Source organism: Streptosporangium sp. NPDC023825 (assembly GCF_040639575.1).
In the GTDB taxonomy this organism is placed as follows: Bacteria; Actinomycetota; Actinomycetes; order Streptosporangiales; family Streptosporangiaceae; genus Streptosporangium.
Genome location: NZ_JBFAAE010000055.1, coordinates 32,987 through 47,885 on the forward strand (window position 1 = coordinate 32,987; position 14,899 = coordinate 47,885).

The 14,899-nt window shown below is 67.3% G+C and carries 16 protein-coding genes, 4 tRNA genes and 2 pseudogenes; 10 read left to right on the forward strand and 12 right to left on the reverse strand.

Translation table 11 applies throughout. The features are described 5' to 3' along the window. Window positions 1–87 precede the first annotated feature (87 nt). Window positions 88–276: a hypothetical protein gene (locus AB0G15_RS33515; RefSeq protein ID WP_362847631.1), complete on the reverse strand. Its 189-nt coding sequence runs from the start codon at window positions 274–276 to the stop codon at window positions 88–90. Window positions 277–596: 320 nt separating this feature from the next. Here AB0G15_RS33515 and AB0G15_RS33520 point away from each other — a divergent pair, with 320 nt between their 5' ends. Then, on the forward strand, window positions 597–821 hold the full coding sequence (locus AB0G15_RS33520) for a tyrosine-type recombinase/integrase (RefSeq protein WP_362847638.1): 225 nt from the start codon (window positions 597–599) through the stop codon (window positions 819–821). Window positions 822–912: 91 nt separating this feature from the next. Here AB0G15_RS33520 and AB0G15_RS33525 read toward each other — a convergent pair. After that, a tRNA-Lys gene (locus tag AB0G15_RS33525) sits at window positions 913–985 on the reverse strand. A 116-nt stretch (window positions 986–1,101) separates the two neighbouring features. On the opposite strand from AB0G15_RS33525, the gene AB0G15_RS33530 reads away from it, so the two are divergent. After that, complete coding sequence (locus tag AB0G15_RS33530; protein WP_362695556.1) at window positions 1,102–1,725, forward strand: 3'-5' exonuclease; 624 nt, start codon at window positions 1,102–1,104, stop codon at window positions 1,723–1,725. Between the two features lie 8 nt (window positions 1,726–1,733). Here the strand turns inward: AB0G15_RS33530 and AB0G15_RS33535 are convergent, their stop codons facing one another. Further along, on the reverse strand, window positions 1,734–2,891 hold the full coding sequence (locus tag AB0G15_RS33535; RefSeq protein WP_362847641.1) for an acyl-CoA dehydrogenase family protein: 1,158 nt from the start codon (window positions 2,889–2,891) through the stop codon (window positions 1,734–1,736). 153 nt (window positions 2,892–3,044) lie between these two features. Between AB0G15_RS33535 and AB0G15_RS33540 the strand changes: the two genes are divergently transcribed. Beyond that, window positions 3,045–3,491 (forward strand): PspC domain-containing protein, encoded by a 447-nt coding sequence (locus tag AB0G15_RS33540; RefSeq protein WP_362847645.1) that lies wholly within the window; start codon window positions 3,045–3,047, stop codon window positions 3,489–3,491. Window position 3,492: 1 nt separating this feature from the next. Here the strand turns inward: AB0G15_RS33540 and AB0G15_RS33545 are convergent, their stop codons facing one another. Together AB0G15_RS33545 and AB0G15_RS33550 are read right to left on the reverse strand one after the other, a co-directional pair. After that, a complete protein-coding gene (locus AB0G15_RS33545) occupies window positions 3,493–4,788 on the reverse strand; it encodes an MFS transporter (protein ID WP_362847647.1) in 1,296 nt (431 codons plus the stop codon). Between the two features lie 168 nt (window positions 4,789–4,956). Continuing rightward, a complete protein-coding gene (locus tag AB0G15_RS33550) occupies window positions 4,957–5,307 on the reverse strand; it encodes a metallopeptidase family protein (protein WP_362847650.1) in 351 nt (116 codons plus the stop codon). A 34-nt stretch (window positions 5,308–5,341) separates the two neighbouring features. Between AB0G15_RS33550 and AB0G15_RS33555 the strand changes: the two genes are divergently transcribed. The 4 genes from AB0G15_RS33555 (at window position 5,342) to AB0G15_RS33570 (ending at window position 7,289) form a co-directional block, all read left to right on the forward strand. Further along, complete coding sequence (locus AB0G15_RS33555) at window positions 5,342–6,844, forward strand: metallophosphoesterase (protein ID WP_362847653.1); 1,503 nt, start codon at window positions 5,342–5,344, stop codon at window positions 6,842–6,844. A gap of 92 nt (window positions 6,845–6,936) precedes the next feature. Continuing rightward, window positions 6,937–7,009, forward strand: a tRNA-Glu gene (locus AB0G15_RS33560). 103 nt (window positions 7,010–7,112) lie between these two features. Beyond that, window positions 7,113–7,187, forward strand: a tRNA-Asp gene (locus AB0G15_RS33565). A gap of 28 nt (window positions 7,188–7,215) precedes the next feature. After that, a tRNA-Phe gene (locus AB0G15_RS33570) sits at window positions 7,216–7,289 on the forward strand. A 385-nt stretch (window positions 7,290–7,674) separates the two neighbouring features. On the opposite strand, the gene AB0G15_RS33575 is transcribed toward AB0G15_RS33570, so the two are convergent. From AB0G15_RS33575 to AB0G15_RS33585, 3 genes and pseudogenes are all read right to left on the reverse strand, one after another. Beyond that, complete coding sequence (locus AB0G15_RS33575; RefSeq protein WP_362847655.1) at window positions 7,675–8,076, reverse strand: PIN domain nuclease; 402 nt, start codon at window positions 8,074–8,076, stop codon at window positions 7,675–7,677. Beyond that, window positions 8,073–8,297 carry a type II toxin-antitoxin system VapB family antitoxin gene (locus AB0G15_RS33580; RefSeq protein ID WP_362847658.1) on the reverse strand — a complete coding sequence of 75 codons (225 nt, stop codon included), beginning with the start codon at window positions 8,295–8,297 and terminating at the stop codon, window positions 8,073–8,075. Before AB0G15_RS33580 ends, AB0G15_RS33575 begins: the two co-directional genes overlap by 4 nt. A 206-nt stretch (window positions 8,298–8,503) precedes the next feature. Beyond that, window positions 8,504–8,779: pseudogene (locus AB0G15_RS33585) on the reverse strand (transposase family protein); the annotation flags it as partial. Between the two features lie 608 nt (window positions 8,780–9,387). On the opposite strand from AB0G15_RS33585, the gene AB0G15_RS33590 reads away from it, so the two are divergent. After that, complete coding sequence (locus AB0G15_RS33590) at window positions 9,388–11,244, forward strand: serine/threonine-protein kinase (protein WP_362847661.1); 1,857 nt, start codon at window positions 9,388–9,390, stop codon at window positions 11,242–11,244. 482 nt (window positions 11,245–11,726) lie between these two features. On the opposite strand, the pseudogene AB0G15_RS33595 reads toward AB0G15_RS33590, so the two are convergent. Beyond that, window positions 11,727–11,966, reverse strand: a pseudogene (locus AB0G15_RS33595) (transposase family protein); the annotation flags it as partial. 86 nt (window positions 11,967–12,052) lie between these two features. Between AB0G15_RS33595 and AB0G15_RS33600 the strand changes: the two are divergent. Continuing rightward, a complete protein-coding gene (locus tag AB0G15_RS33600; RefSeq protein WP_362847663.1) occupies window positions 12,053–12,448 on the forward strand; it encodes a GNAT family N-acetyltransferase in 396 nt (131 codons plus the stop codon). 63 nt (window positions 12,449–12,511) lie between these two features. Here the strand turns inward: AB0G15_RS33600 and AB0G15_RS33605 are convergent, their stop codons facing one another. Then, window positions 12,512–12,814: a hypothetical protein gene (locus AB0G15_RS33605; protein ID WP_362847665.1), complete on the reverse strand. Its 303-nt coding sequence runs from the start codon at window positions 12,812–12,814 to the stop codon at window positions 12,512–12,514. Window positions 12,815–12,894: 80 nt separating this feature from the next. Between AB0G15_RS33605 and AB0G15_RS33610 the strand changes: the two genes are divergently transcribed. Next, window positions 12,895–13,098, forward strand: a complete 204-nt coding sequence (locus tag AB0G15_RS33610) for a hypothetical protein (RefSeq protein WP_362847667.1) — start codon at window positions 12,895–12,897, stop codon at window positions 13,096–13,098. 276 nt (window positions 13,099–13,374) lie between these two features. Here the strand turns inward: AB0G15_RS33610 and AB0G15_RS33615 are convergent, their stop codons facing one another. Together AB0G15_RS33615 and AB0G15_RS33620 are read right to left on the reverse strand one after the other, a co-directional pair. Then, window positions 13,375–14,301 carry a hypothetical protein gene (locus AB0G15_RS33615; protein ID WP_362847669.1) on the reverse strand — a complete coding sequence of 309 codons (927 nt, stop codon included), beginning with the start codon at window positions 14,299–14,301 and terminating at the stop codon, window positions 13,375–13,377. Window positions 14,302–14,480: 179 nt separating this feature from the next. After that, entirely contained in the window at window positions 14,481–14,834 is a 354-nt protein-coding gene (locus AB0G15_RS33620; protein ID WP_362847672.1) for a helix-turn-helix domain-containing protein, read from the reverse strand. Window positions 14,835–14,899 lie beyond the last annotated feature (65 nt).

The following is a 14,899-nucleotide window of genomic DNA, read 5'->3' on the forward strand; positions in this document are numbered from 1 at the left end:
GTTCGCTCCCGCTGGCTGATCATGCCGTCGCTGTCAGCGCTTGCCAGCCGGCATCGAGCAGAACGTTCACCTGGCGTGGAGCGCCGCCTACCGCTTCATGGCTCGGTAACGCTTGAGGAGGGCCGTGATTTTGTCGTAGTCACGCGCGCCGTTCAGCTCGTTGAGCAAGTCGTCGGGGCATAACTCGTAGAGGTCGCCCCACCAGCGACGCGCCTTGTTGTCCCAGATCCGGTAGCCGCCGGGAACGCCTCTGGCGACGTAGCGCCTCCTGCCCATGGTTCGTCATCCTGCAATCCGCCAGTCCAGGGGACAGGCTCGTCGATCAGCCACGTTACCCGGTGATCCAGGGCGAGGAACGAACCCTGGATCGTCGATCGCCCCAAGCACGTACGGCGGCCGGCCACGCTGTGGCGATCGTAAGGGCTGCATCTGAGCGGCGGCGTGGCAACCCTGGTCGGTGCGTTCGGTCAGTACGGCGCGGCATGTGCGGCGCCCGGCTCGGTGTCCCGCGCCGTCCGGGACCGGCCCCTGGGCCGCACGCCCGGACGGCGGGCGGGCGGAGGGCCGGGAGTGCGACGGCGCGCCGCGCCGCCGCCTTGAAGCAGCTGCTGCAGCTCGCCGAGATCGACAAGGACGCCCGCGTTCACGACGCGCGCCACACGGCCGCAACGCTCCTGCTCGAACAAGGGGTGGACATCCGAGTGATTCAGGCGGTCCTCGGACACTCCCAGCTCACCACGACCAAGCGGTACACCCACATCACGGAGACACTCGCGATCGAGGCGGCGGGCCGGACGGGGCGGGCGCTGTGGGACGGCTGACGGCAACCTGACGGCGACCGTTGCAACCCTTATTGCAACCCTGGGCAGACTTCCCGAACAGGAAATGGGGAGTCTGCCCAGGTCGTTTGGGTAGGGCGCCTGGGACTCGAACCCAGAACCTACGGATTAAAAGTCCGCAGCTCTAACCATTGAGCTAACGCCCCGCAGGTGACAGCGTACCGAGGATAGTGTCCACTAACGTCCGTCGCCAGGCCCATTCATGGTCATCTGTTTGCGGAACGGCCGGTGGAGGGCGGGAACGGCTCCTAGAGTGACAGGCATGACGAGCTCGGGGCTTGAGCCCGCCTTCACCTCTCCCGTCTCCACGCGCCCAGGGTATGTCGTGGTCGACGTGGAGACCACAGGTTTCTCCCCGTCGAGGGGCGACCGGATCTGCGAGATCGCGCTCGTCTCGCTGGACGCGCGGGGCGAGATCATCGACGAGTGGCACTCGCTGGTCGACCCCCGGCGCGGCACCGGGGCCGTCCACGTCCACGGCATCACCAGCGCGATGGTCCAGGGCGCTCCGGTGATCGAGGAACTGCTGGACGACATCTGGCGGCGGGTCGCCGGCCGGGTCCTGGTGGCCCACAACGCCTCCTTCGACCTGCGCTTCCTGCGGAGTCTCCCCGGCAGCGAGTGGGTGACCGAGACCCTGTGCACGCAGCGGCTGGCGCCCGCCTTCCTCCCCGACGGCAGGTGGACGCTCGCCGCGTGCTGCGAGCGCGCCGGCATCCCGCTCCTCGGCGCGCACGCCGCGCTGGCCGACGCCCGCGCCGGCGCCGAGCTGCTCCGCTTCTACCTGCGTACGGGCGTCTCCTGGGAGGAGGAGCTCGACAGGGCCGCCCGCGCCCCCGAATGGCGTCCCTCCGGGCTGCCCCAGCGGCACCCTCGCCGCCGGTAGGCGGGAGATCAGCGGTAGGCGGGGATGCCGGTCAGGGCCTCGCCGAGCACGAGCGTGTGGATCTCCTCGGTCCCCTCGTACGTCAGGACGCTCTCCAGGTTGTTCATGTGCCGGATCACCGGATACTCCAGCGTGATGCCGTTGCCGCCCAGGACGGAGCGTGCCTGGCGGGCGATGTCCAGGGCGGCGCGGACGTTGGCGAGCTTGCCGAAGCTGATCTGGCGCGGGGTGAGGGTTCCCGCGTCCTTGAGGCGGCCCAGGTGGAGGGCGGTGAGCTGCGACTGTCCCAGGCCGACGTACATCCAGGCGAGTTTCTCCTGGGTCAGCTGGAAGCCGCCGATGGGCCTGCCGAACTGGACGCGGGAGGTGGAGTAGTCGACGGCCGACTCCAGGCAGGCGCGGGCGGCGCCCACCACACCCCACACGATGCCGAAACGGGCCTCCGACAGGCACGACAGCGGGCCCTTCAGGCCGCGCACCTCGGGCAGTACGGCGGAGGCGGGCAGCCGGACGTCGTCGAAGTACAGCGACGAGGTCACCGAGGCCCGCAGGGACATCTTCCGGTGGATCTCCGGGGCGGTGAAGCCCGGGGTGGCCGTGGGCACCACGAAGCCGCGGACGCCGTCCTCGGTCTGCGCCCAGACCACGGCGACGTCGGCGATGGAGCCGTTGGTGATCCACATCTTGGAGCCGTTGAGGATCCAGTCGCCCGAGGGGTCCTGCTTGGCGTGGGTGCGCATGCCCGCCGGGTCGGAGCCCTGGTCGGGCTCGGTCAGCCCGAAGCAGCCGATCGCCTCGCCCGCGGCCATCCGGGGGAGCCACTCGTCCTTCTGCTCCGCGGAGCCGTACTTCCAGATCGGGAACATCGCGAGCGAGCCCTGCACGGACACGAACGACCGCAGCCCGGAGTCTCCCGCCTCCAGCTCGCGGCAGGCCACGCCGTACGAGACGGAGTCGAGGCCCGCGCAGCCGTACCCCTCCAGGTGCATGCCCAGCACGCCGAGCGAGCCGAGTGCCGGGGCGAGCTCGCGGGCGGGGAAGACGGCCCTCTCGAACCAGTCGCCGACGTGGGGAAGGATCCGGTCCGCGACGAGGTCCCGCACGGTGTCGCGGATGAGGCGCTGCTCCTCGGAGAGCGTGTCGTCGATGCGCAGGAGATCGTCCATGAGATTCCCTCTCTCTTCGGCCCTGTCAGGGTATTACCGGTGCGGTGGGGACGGGGGTCAGGGTCGTGTTCGGACAGGGGCGGGGTGTATGTCAGGGTCGTGCCAGGGGGAATCCCGATGTGAGGAAGGTCCCCTCTCGGGCAGTCTGAGGATATGAACGAAAACGACTTCACCGGCGTCAAGAAGCTCCAGAGGACCAGGGACGGGCGCATCATCGCGGGTGTGGCCTCCGGTCTCGGACGCTACATCGGGGTGGACCCCAACATCATCCGCGCCGCCCTCGCCATCGCCACCTTCTTCGGTGGCCTCGGTGTGGCGGTCTACGCGGTCGGCTGGGTACTCCTGCCCGACGAGAACAAGGACAGGTCGGTCCTGCAGGACGTGATCGACAAGAACAAGGACAACCCGATCTGGGTGGACGCCAGGGCCAAGGCCGAGCAGGGCTGGGCCAAGGCCACCAACAAGCACCGCGCGCCGCACCAGCCGGCTCCGGAGTACCCCACCCACGAGACCCCCTTCCCGCCCGCCCCGCCCGTCGCTCCCCAGGCCCCGTACGGCACGGCGCCGCGGCAGGACGACGACACCCGCCCCCAGGTGTGAGTCAGGAGGTCGCCTCCGCGCGAACCCTCTCGATGATCTCCCTGCGGGAACCCCTCCAGAGCACGGCCAGCGCGGCCGCCAGGGCAAGACCGGTCGCGCCGGCCAGTGCGACCACCGTCTCGGGGCCCAGCCGGTCGGCCACGGCCCCGCCGACCAGGATGCCGATGCCCTGGGAGGCCAGCAGACCCGACTGGACCAGGCCGAAGGCCTGTCCCCGCTGCTCGGCGGGGACGCACTGCACGAAGGCGGCGTTGGCCGCGAGCTGGTAGGCCCCGCCCAGGCCGGAGACGAACCACAACAGCAGCACCACAGGAAGCGGTGGCTGCGCGGCGCACAGGATCAGCGGCGCGCAGGTCAGCATCGCCATCCAGCCCATCGACCGTAACCGGTTCGATGGGCTGACGTAGCGGCTGTACAGGAACGCGCCGACGACGGTGCCGGTGGGCATGGCGCCCATCAGCAGGCCGGTGACCAGTGAGAGCTCCTGGGGATTCCCGGTCAGCTCGTCGGCGTACGGGGTCGCGATCCCCTCGGGCAGCACGTAGAAGCCACAGAGCCAGGCGAAGAGCACCAGCGTGCGCAGCCGGGGGTCGCCGAAGACCAGCCTGGCACCGGCGCGGGTCATGGTCCACATCGAGGGCCGGTTCTCGTCGGCGGGGATGGGGGCGGGACGCCGCCGTACCCCCGAGACGATGATGAGCGCGGAGGCCAGGAAGGTGGCCGCGTCCAGCGCCAGCGCGCGGTACGGCCCCATTCCCATGATCAGGAAGCCTCCGACGGCGAAGCCCAGCATCTGCGCGCCCTGGTTGGTCATGTTCTGCAGGGCGGAACCCGCCACGTAGCGGTCGCCCTCCAGCAACTCCGGCAGCAGGGCCGCCCGCGCCGCGGAGAACGGCGCGCTGAGCAGCACGACGCAGAAGACCAGCACGCACAGTGCGGCGAACGAGACCCCGGGAATCGCCATGAGCGCGACCAGGATGGCCCGGAGCAGGTCGCAGGCGATCATGATGCGCCGTCGGGCGTGACGGTCGGCGAGCCCCGCGAGAAGCGGTCCGCCGATGATCGGCGGCAGGTAGGTCAGGGCATAGACCGACGCCGTCGCCAGGGGCGAGTCCGTCCGTTCGAAGACCAGGACGGACAGCGCCACCCGTGAGAGCTGGTCGCCGAGGAGGGAAAGCCCCTGGCCGAGCCAGAGCGCGCGGAACTCCCTGATGGCGATGACCTCGCCGTAGGTCGCTTGGCGTTCCGCCGGACGGCGATGCCGCCCGGGTAGTCGGCCGGACTTGGTCGCCGCCATAGGACTCCGCTGAGCTCGCAGGCACACTGACTGTGGGTGTTCACTGTGTAACCTACGGTGCCTGCTGCAAGGCTGCTGCGCAACCGAAAGCAATCAAGCGCATGCAAACTGTAATGATAAGCGGCGACATTCCGGAAAGGAGGTCTTTGACATGCCGTGCGGGGTTACTTACCAGCCCAGCTCGTGCAACCGGTCATCATCGATGCCGAAATGGTGGGCGATCTCATGGACGACGGTTATCTGCACCTCCTCGACGACCTGCTCCTCGGTCTCGCAGATGGAGCAGATCGGGTTGCGGTAGATCTCGATCCGGTCGGGTAGCACTCCTGCGTACCAGTCGCCCCGCTCGGTGAGCGGGATACCCGTGTAGAGACCTAGAAGATCTGGTTCGGGAGGATCGTCGACGACGACGAGCACCACGTTGTCCATGACTTTCGTCAGCTCGGGGGGAATGGTGTCCAGAGCCTCGGCCACGAGCTCTTCGAACTTCTCCCGCGAGATCTCGATCACACCCGTCATTCTGCCCCGCGATCCCGGGTAGAGATGGAGGCGCATGAAATTCGCTGATTGGACCCAGGGAGCCCGTCGTGTCGCCACCGGGCGAATCGCCCGTGGCCTGGTCGTCGCCGCCGTCGCCCTGGCCGGCGCGTGGCTCGGCATCATGCTGGGCGGGGCCGTACGGGCCAACGTCGGCCCGGTGGAGCTCGGCATGTCGGCGGAGCCCTCGTGGGCGGGGGAGACCGTCGTGGACGCTCACCCTTTCGGCACACTTCTGTTCGACACCCACGACGCCCCGGTCAGCCTTCGCGTGACCCTGGAGAACATCAACCCCGACCGGGCCCGCGGATTCCTGGACGACCCGCGATTCTCCGCCGACCGGCTCCCCGCGCTCCTGGAGGAGGAACTGGGTACCGGCGTCAGGACGCTGATCCTGCGCGCCGCGCTCTGCGGCCTGGTGGGTGCCCTGCTCACGTCCCTGATCGTCTTCCGCCGGCCGGGACCGGCCCTGGCGGGCCTGATGGGCGTCACCCTCGCGATCGCCGGTACGGGCGCCGCCATCGCCCTGACCTTCCGGCCCGACTCCGTGGTGGAACCCAAGTACACCGGCCTGCTGGCCGGCGCGCCGTCCCTCGTCGGCGACGCCGAGTCGATCGTGACCAGGTTCGAGTCCTACCGGGTCCAGCTCGCCAAGCTCGTCAACAACGTCTCCCAGCTCTACGACGTCGTCTCCGCCCTGCCGGTCTACGACGCCGACCCCACCTCCATCCGGGTGCTGCACGTCTCCGACATCCATCTCAGCCCCATCGCCTGGAACCTCATCCGCTCGGTCACCACCCAGTTCAAGATCGACGCGATCATCGACACCGGCGACCTGACCGACCACGGCACCGGACCCGAGGACAGGTTCACCGAGGAGATCGGCACCTTCGGCGTCCCGTACGTCTTCGTCAGGGGCAACCACGACTCCATGACCACCCAGCGGGCCGTGGCCAGGCAGAAGGGCGCGGTCGTCCTCGACAACGAGACCAAGACCGTGGCGGGACTACGCATCTACGGCATGGGCGACCCCCGGTTCACCCCGGACAAGTCCGTCCCCGTCGACTCCAACCTCGAATCGCTCGGCGCCCTCGGCCGCTCGCGCGCCGCCGAGCTGGCGAAGCTGCCCAAGCAGGTCGATCTGGTCGCCGTCCACGACCCGACGATCGCCAAGGGGTTCTCCGGCGTGGTCCCGATGGTCCTCACCGGTCACTCCCACGAGAGATCCACCGAGTTGCTGCCCTCGGGCACCCGCCTCCTGGTCCAGGGGTCCACGGGCGGAGCGGGTCTGCGGGCCCTCGAACACGACGAACCCACCCCCGTCGCGGCCTCCGTTCTGTACTTCGACGCCAACACGCATCGCCTGCGGGCCTGGGACGACATCACCCTGGGAGGGCTCGGTGAGCAGTCGGTTCAGATCCAGCGTCACGTTGAGACCGACCCTGGCCGTACAATTTCTCCTGTGCCGACGATCGCCCCGTCTCCAACGGGGTCGATCACCGTCACACCGACGCCGTAGGCCGCAAACCGCTTTGGCATCAGGGGCAAAAGTCCCCTATGCTTCAGAGGTCTCCAGCGGAAGACGGCGACGGAACGAGATGAGAGTCTCGAGCCCCCATCGTCTAGTGGCCTAGGACACCGCCCTTTCAAGGCGGCGACACGGGTTCGAATCCCGTTGGGGGCACGGCCGAGCGAAGGCTCGCCAGGGAAACGGCAGGTCGAAGACCTCCGGAAAACTGGTAAGCTAAGCAAGGCAAGAAAGACCGGGACAAAAACCCCGGAAGCAAGGTCCTGTAGAGCAGTTTGGAGTGCTCGCCACCCTGTCAAGGTGGAGGTCGCGGGTTCAAGTCCCGTCAGGACCGCTCTGGTAGGTGTTCGATCCACCACCGAGGTCAGGTAGCTCAGTCGGTACGAGCGTCCGCCTGAAAAGCGGAAGGTCGGCGGTTCGACCCCGCCCCTGACCACAGCAGCTGAGCAGCACAAACGCCCCGAGCGAATATCGTTCGGGGCTTTTTTTGATCTTCAGTGACAGTAACGTCATCCGATTACCGGTGAGCGTGAGGGATGTGGATGATTTCCAGCCGAAATTTTTGTTGATTGACGCAGATGAGCAAATCTGTGGTCCTGTCTTGACGCCGAAGGCATCTTCGTCGAGGCGCCAAAGGGCGACGAACCCGCGAATGTCGAAATCCTGGGTTGCCTTCCCTCGCAGCGGATGCGTGACTACCTCGGCGGGTCCAAGCGCCGCCGCCAGAGGAATCCGCTGGGCCTGGAGGCGCTCCGGATGCTCGATCCGACCCGGCTGGACAAGACGTGCTCAATAACCCCTGAAGATCTTCTGTCGGCGCGTCAGCCGATCCAGCGCGCCGGTTGTCCGGTCAGGCGGGAGATGGTGTCGAAGTCGGCGTCGGCATGCAGCACGGTGAGCTTGTGATGCCGAGCCGTCACCGCCATGAGGAGATCGATCGGAGAGGCGCTCTGGTGCCACCCCTTGTCGGCGAGATCGCGCTGCAATCCGCTCGTCTCGTCCCAGGCCGATTCGGGGATGACATAGTGCGGAAAGGTTTCCTGGAGCAGATTGCTGGCTTCGTAGAAGGCTGGTCGGCCGCCGACAGCTCGCAGGTACTCCTGCCTGACCGGCTCGCAGATACCTACGAGTCCGGCAGAGACCGTCTGGTCCCATTCTGTCCCGACCTGGCCGCGGTAGAAGCGGACCAGGGCGCTGGTATCTATGAGATAGAGCTCTGTCACGCCACGGCCTGGTGTGCGCTGTCACCCTTGTCGATGGCTGAGAAGTCGATCTCACCTTCAGCCACCATCTCGCGCATGCGAGCCACGGCCGCGGCCCGCTTGCGTCGATCAACGATCTCTCGTAGAGCGGCGTTGACCGTGTCTTTCTTGGACGAGGTGCCGAGCAACTTCGCGGCCTCCGCCAGAGCTTCGTCATCGAGGTCGATCAGGGTCTTGGTCATGATGCCCCCACCTGTATATACGAACTGAGATTAGTATATCAACGATGTTGATCTGGAGACGCTGTTCGCAACCTGAACGCGCGAAAAGGAGGATCGGGTTCTTATCGTGAGGTCGGGGCCGCCGGTTGCCGAGGGGTTGGGTCCACGGAGGTGGTGCACAGCAACACCGCCTTACGCGATCACACTTCACCTGGCCCGCCCCTCGTACCGTGGACGCGGTGCTTGGCCGAGTAGTACGGCCGGTCGGCCTTGATCGGGTCGGTGTGGATAAGCATGCCGTCCAGCACCAGGTAGTGCAGCCCGTCCCGCCTGGTCGTGCGTAGTGCCCGGTCGAGCTTCGGGGAGCGGGCCGACAGCAGCAGCACGGTCTCTTGCACGTATCGCCAGGCGGTGGCGGTCGAGACGCCGAATCCGGCGGCGATCTCGGTGAATGTCTCGCCCTTGCGCAGGTGGACGAGCACGAGCAGGGCCTGTTGCCCGGGGGTGCGCCGCGGCCAGGACGTACAGCGCGCCGAGCCGAGGCCCCGGAGCCGCCTTGAGAGTCGCCTTGGCTTGAGCGACCGTCGGGCCCCGATCGACCTTGTACTTGGGCGGCGAGATCTTCACGAGCTTGGCGACATTCCGGTGAATGGCCTCCTCGCGAACCGCGCTCTCCAGGGCGTTACGAAGAGCCGCGTGGATTGACTGGACCATCCGAGCTTCGATCCTGCACTCGCAGTACTGGCCGCCCTTCTTGGCACAGCACTCAGACGGCTTCCGGACCTTGTCCCATCCGCGCTGGCAGCATTGGCAGCCGGACCGAAGCGACGTCACGAACTGGCGGACGTCGGCGGCCTCCGCGAGGCGACCGCCCTGCCATGGATGTGCCAGGGGAGAAGCGTGATCGTGAACGAGGTCACGCGGGATGCGAAGTGCCGGGTGGGCCCCGGAATCTTCGTCCGCACCCGGCACTGCCTACCCGGGACCGCTTCATGGCCTGATCAGATCGGTTGATCTGTTCTCGATGGTGCCGACAATATGGGCAGGTGTCTCCGCTTATGAGGCTGCCTGTCCCGTCGCGTCACGCCATCATCGTCAGACAGAGGTGCCGATGCCGAGTATTCGCCCGCTCTATCAGGGAGAGCCCGAGCAGATCGGCGGTTTCCGCTTGGTCGGTGCCCTCGGGGAAGGCGGCCAAGGTGTCGTCTATCTCGGGGAGTCCTCTTCCGGGGAGCAGGTGGCCGTCAAGGTGCTTCATCCCACTCGAGACGCTTCCGTGCACAGGCGCTTCCTCCGGGAGGCGGAGATCGCCAGCCGCGTCGCTCCTTTCTGCACCGCCCGGGTCCTCGACATGGGGGTGGCCGCCGATCGGCCCTTCATCGTCAGCGAATACATTTCCGGGGTCTCCCTCCACAACCTCGTCGTGAGCGACGGCCCACGGCGCGGCAGCGGGCTGGAACGCCTGGCCGTCATCACGTTGACCGCGCTCGAAGCGATCCATGGAGCCGGCATCGTGCACCGCGACTTCAAACCCGGCAACGTGATGCTCGGTCCCGAAGGACCCGTGGTGATCGACTTCGGCATCGCCAAGACAGACGATTATCCCACGACGCGGTCCGGAGCGATCGGAACGCCGGCCTACATGGCGCCGGAGCACATCGAGCACAACACCGTCAGTCCTGCTTCCGACATCTTCAGTTGGGGCTGCACGATGGTGTTCGCCGCGACCGGGAGGCCGGCCTTCCCCGGCACCACAGTGCCTGCCGTGATCAATGCGCTCCTCACCCGTGAGCCCGATCTTTCCGGGGTACCCGGCAATCTTGCACCCCTGCTCTCCTCCTGTCTTAGCAAGGATCCCGCGGCACGGCCGACCACGGCCGACGCTCTGGCGCGTCTGACGGGCCGTCATGCCGTCCCGCTGACAAAGGTGCTGCCACCGACAGCGACCTCCGTACCCGATGCGTACCCGACCTCTCGCACAGCGCCCACCCTGCCCGATCCGTCCACTGCTCAGGCAGCGGCCGCTCTGACGGAGCGGTCACTGACCGGGCATACGGACGCCGTCAACGCGGTGGCGCTCGGAGTGCTGCGCGGAAAGGCCGTGGCGGTATCCGGCAGTTCGGACGGCACCTTACGCGTATGGGACCTGGCGACCGGGGCACAGGTCGGCAGACCCTTCGTCGGCCACAGAGAGTCGGTCGAGGCGGTGGCGATCGGCGAGTTCGGCGACGGAACCTCGATAGTGGTCTCAGGCGGCTTCGACGGGACCGTGCGCGTGTGGGACCTGGCGACCGGTGCGCCGATGGGCAGGCCGTTCACCGGTCACACCAGCTTTGTCTGGGACGTGGCCTTGGGCGCGCTCGGCAACAGGGTCGTTGTCCTGTCGGCCAGCGCGGACATGACGCTACGCCTGTGGGATCCCGCGACCGGCACGCAGATCGGCAGACCACTCGCTGGTCACGCCGGTTCTGTGAACGCCGTGTCCGTCGGGCGACTCGACGACAAGGTCGTAGCGCTTTCCGGCGCTGCGGACAACAACGTACGCATCTGGGATCTGAAGACGGGCCGACCGGTCGGCTGGCCCTTGCCCGGCCATACCAAAGCCGTCAGGTCGGTGGCGTTCGGCCACGTGGGCGACAGGGCCGTCCTGCTGTCCGGCAGCGCGGACGGTACGGTCCGCGTCTGGGATCCGGCCCAGGCCGGACTGATCGGGTCCCTGGTCGGGCATGCCAAGGGCGTGACCTCCGTCGCCACCGGCACGCTGGGGCAGAAGGACATCGCGATCACGGGCAGCGAGGACAACACGATCGGAGTGTGGGACCTCGCCACCGGCCTGCCACTGGGCAGGCCGCTCACCGGCCACACCGGCGCTGTCTGTGATGTGGCGCTCGGCCAGGTCGAGGGGAGGACCATCGCGCTGTCGGCAAGCAGGGACGGCACGGTCTGGCTGCACAACCTCCTCCCGTGAGCTGGACAGACCGATATCGACGCGGTGTGTTCCACCGCAGGCTTTCGCCCGCTCCAGGCCGTACACCTGTGTGGCCGTCGCCCTGCTCACCGTCGCCGCGATCCGCACATCCAGGGGAGCGCAGCAACACCGCGTCACGCATCCTGCTCGTCCCGTACGGCGTCACCCCGTTGAGCAGCAACTCCGCGCCACTGCCGGGCTGTCAAGCGGCCATGAGGACGTCCTGGTCAGCGGACGTCTGTGTCCAGGCAGACGGACATGGATGTCCAGGCCAGCGGACATCAGAAATCTCGGTCGATGGCCAGATGATTGTCTTGACCTCTCTTCTCCAAAGCTCTTCTCCACCGCAAACGTCGTCAGGTGGCGGCCCCGTCCGGGTCATGGCGCGGTACCTGCGTACTACCTCGGCGCGCCGGTGGCGACCGATGAGGTTGGTCGCGATGCCGTACTGCCATGGCCTGACCACACCCACGGCCGAGTCGAATTCGGATCGCCTTGAGATCGTGGACCGAACCGGGCAGGGAACCGGAAGTCCAGAGCGGAGTGCCGTCCGGGGCGGCGAGGACCTGGATGTTCATGCCGTGCATCTTGTGATCGCCGGAGTAGTAGGGCCGGTCGATGGGGATGGGCGTGCCGTCCAGCACGACGAAGGCGTATCCGGCGCGTTTGGCCGTCCGCAGTGCCTGATCGAGGGTGGGTGAGCGCTGGGCGAGCAGGGCGACGGTGCCCGCGACCTGCGCTGCCGGGTTGGGATGTGATCACCGAAAACTCATTGCCGATGGCGCGGGTCTCTTCCTACGGTCGCTCCGTGACCATTGCATACGAGTGGCGAGGCCACTTCGGCAATACGGCGATCAACGCCCTGCACGCAGAGGGCTTCGGCCATGCGCCCCTGAGGGATGACTGGTGGGCTCAGGTCAACCGGCACAGCCTCGGATGGGTCTGCGCAACGGAGAACGGCGAGCTCGTCGGCTTCGTCAACGTGGCATGGGACGGCGCCGCCCATGCCTTCATCCTCGACACCCTCGTGACGGGAAGAGCCCGGCGGCACGGTGTCGGGACCGAACTCATCGCCGTCGCCGTCAGAGAGGCTCGCGCAGCCAAGTGTGAATGGCTCCACGTCGACTTCGATGATGACGTGGGGGACTTCTACTTCGGGGCCTGCGGGTTTCAGCCGACGCATGCCGGCCTCATCGCTCTATGAGCAAGCACGACACGGCAGTCGCTTTCCGGCTCGGGATCCGCGGCAGCCCTGCGATCTGTGTCGTCAGGATGAAATGGGCTCACTGATACTGAGCGGGGAAGACCAACCAAGGGCGTCACCGAGTTTGCCGAGCGCGTTGCGCTTGACGTCGAGGGAGACGTGGGCGTATGTGCGCCGGTCGGGAAAGACGCGGGGAGCGTACGATCTGCTGATCGCCGCGACGGCGGCCGCCACCGCCAGAATCGTGATCACGATGGATTCGTCCGCCGTGTTCGACGACCTTCCCGGAGTCCGGGCGCAGGTCGTTCCCCGCTGAACGCCGAGGTGGATCTTGACGGTAACGTTCACCATGGTCAGCTGCCTCATCAAGCTCGTCGGTGGTAGGAACGCGGGCTTCTCCGTGTGGGTTGCGAAGGAGGGAGGTGCGGGGTCGGCGACGGTTGTGCGTGGACGTGGCCTTTTGGGGTGGTGTCCAGCCGAAATTCCTGCTGATCGACGCGGACGAGCAAATCTGTGGTCCCTGCCTTGATGCCGAAGGCGTCTTCGTCGAGGCGCCGGAGGACGACGAACTCAGGACCGTCGAAATCCTGGGGTGCCTTCCCTCCCGCGGATGCGTGGCTACCTCGGCGGGTCCAAGCGCCACCGCCTGAGGAATCCGCTGGGGCCGGGTGCGCTCCGGATGTTCGATACGGCAGGGAATCCGCTCGCGGAGTTCTGGATGGGCGAGATCATCGGCTGGCGGCCCTCACCGCTCGGCCGTGAACGGGTGGACCTGGTCGTCCGCTGCGGGGATTACGTCCCCTCTTCTCGTACACGGCATGTGTGGGAGCGCTGGCGTACGGCCAGGCCCGACCGGATCAACCAGTGGGCCGGCTACGTGGGGGCGGACAGAGAAGAGTGGCTGATCGTTGTCACATGTTCCATTGTCATGGCGGGGCGAGGCGGAGGATCTGGTCGCGGACGGGGTCGTCCAGGTCGGCTTGGAGCAGGCCGTTGTTGACGGCGGGGGCGCAGTCCATCGAGATGTTCACCGCGGCGGCCGGTCCCTGTGGATAGTCGAAGATGAGCCGGATGCCGCGCTGGGTGGCGCCTCCGAGTCCTTTGCAGGTGTTGTCGCTCGGCACGGTGTCCAGGGAGTTCAGCGTCACGGCCAGTGCGCGGGCGATGTCCCTGTTGTGCCGTTTGCGGTAGGGCGGCCTCGCGTACGTGGCGTCCCTGCACACGGTGAGTCGGCCGGGGCGTCCAGGAACCATCAGCTCGTCCTGCCCTCGGCGGTCGCCAGGGCCCCGGCAGGGGTCCCCGGGTGGTACGGGCCGCCAGATCCCGTCCCTGTAGGCGGTGGTGATGGCGGGTCCGGCGTACGAGTTGCTGTCGGCCGTGCCGTTGGTGGTTTTCACGCAGCGGTTGACCTCCTCGGCGCTGCCCACCCACAGGGCACGGCCGTCGGCGTAGGCGAACCGGATGAGGTAGTTGGTCATCGGTCCCCCCACCGCCGTGCACATACGGTCCACGTCGGCGCCGGCCACCGGGAAGTAGGCGAGGTCACGGGCCATCGCCGCCGCCTGGTCCGTCAGCGTCCGCGAACCGGCCAGCCGCTCACCACCCGGACGCGTGTTGTCCCCGGGGTAGGCGCAGATAAGAGCCTTCACCGGTGAACCGGGGACAAGCGACTTCTCCACCCCATCGATGTCGGCGGCAGCCGGCACCCAGCCGCCGATGGCGTCGCTGTCCCAGCGCTGCGGGCAGGTGGCCGGTACGGGCGGTGACTCGCCGACCGCTCCGGAGAGCAGCACGGCCGCCCCGCACACCCCGGCCGCCGCGAGGCCGAGAGCGATCGACGTGGAAAGCTTCATAGTTCATAGACGTCGCTTCCCAGCCGATCGGTTCGCCTCGCTCGTCCCTGTTCGGACGCGGGGTGAATGGGACAAGGCGCGAGACTGCCTGTAGAGCATCAACCGAAGCAGGACACATAAGCGACCTCTATTGGTAGTCGCCGCTGAACAGCTTGAGAACGACAAGACGCCTTCCTGGGCTACCTGTGGCTCTTCGCCTGGCGGCGGGCGCCCCAGTCGACCAGCGGCTGCAGGACGGACATGAGTTCCTCGCCGTCCGGAGACAGCGTGTAGAGGATCTGCACCGGCGTGCTCGGGATGACCGTGCGGTCGATGAACCCGTCCGCCTCGAGCTCCTTGAGCCGCTGGGAGAGCAAACGGTCGGAGATCCCGACCACCGTCGTCCGGTATTCGCCGAACCGGCGGGCGCCCCGTAGCGCGGCGAGCAGGATCGCCCCCGTCCACCGGCGGCCGACCAGTTCGAGCGCGTCGGGGAAGGTCCGGCAGCCGGCCTCGTCGATATCCGGATGCCCCGGCAGTGCTTGATTAACCACTTACCCAAAGTTAGTAGCTAATGGGCGAATTGCCAAGGTGAGAAGGGCCGCCGGAGGATTGACGC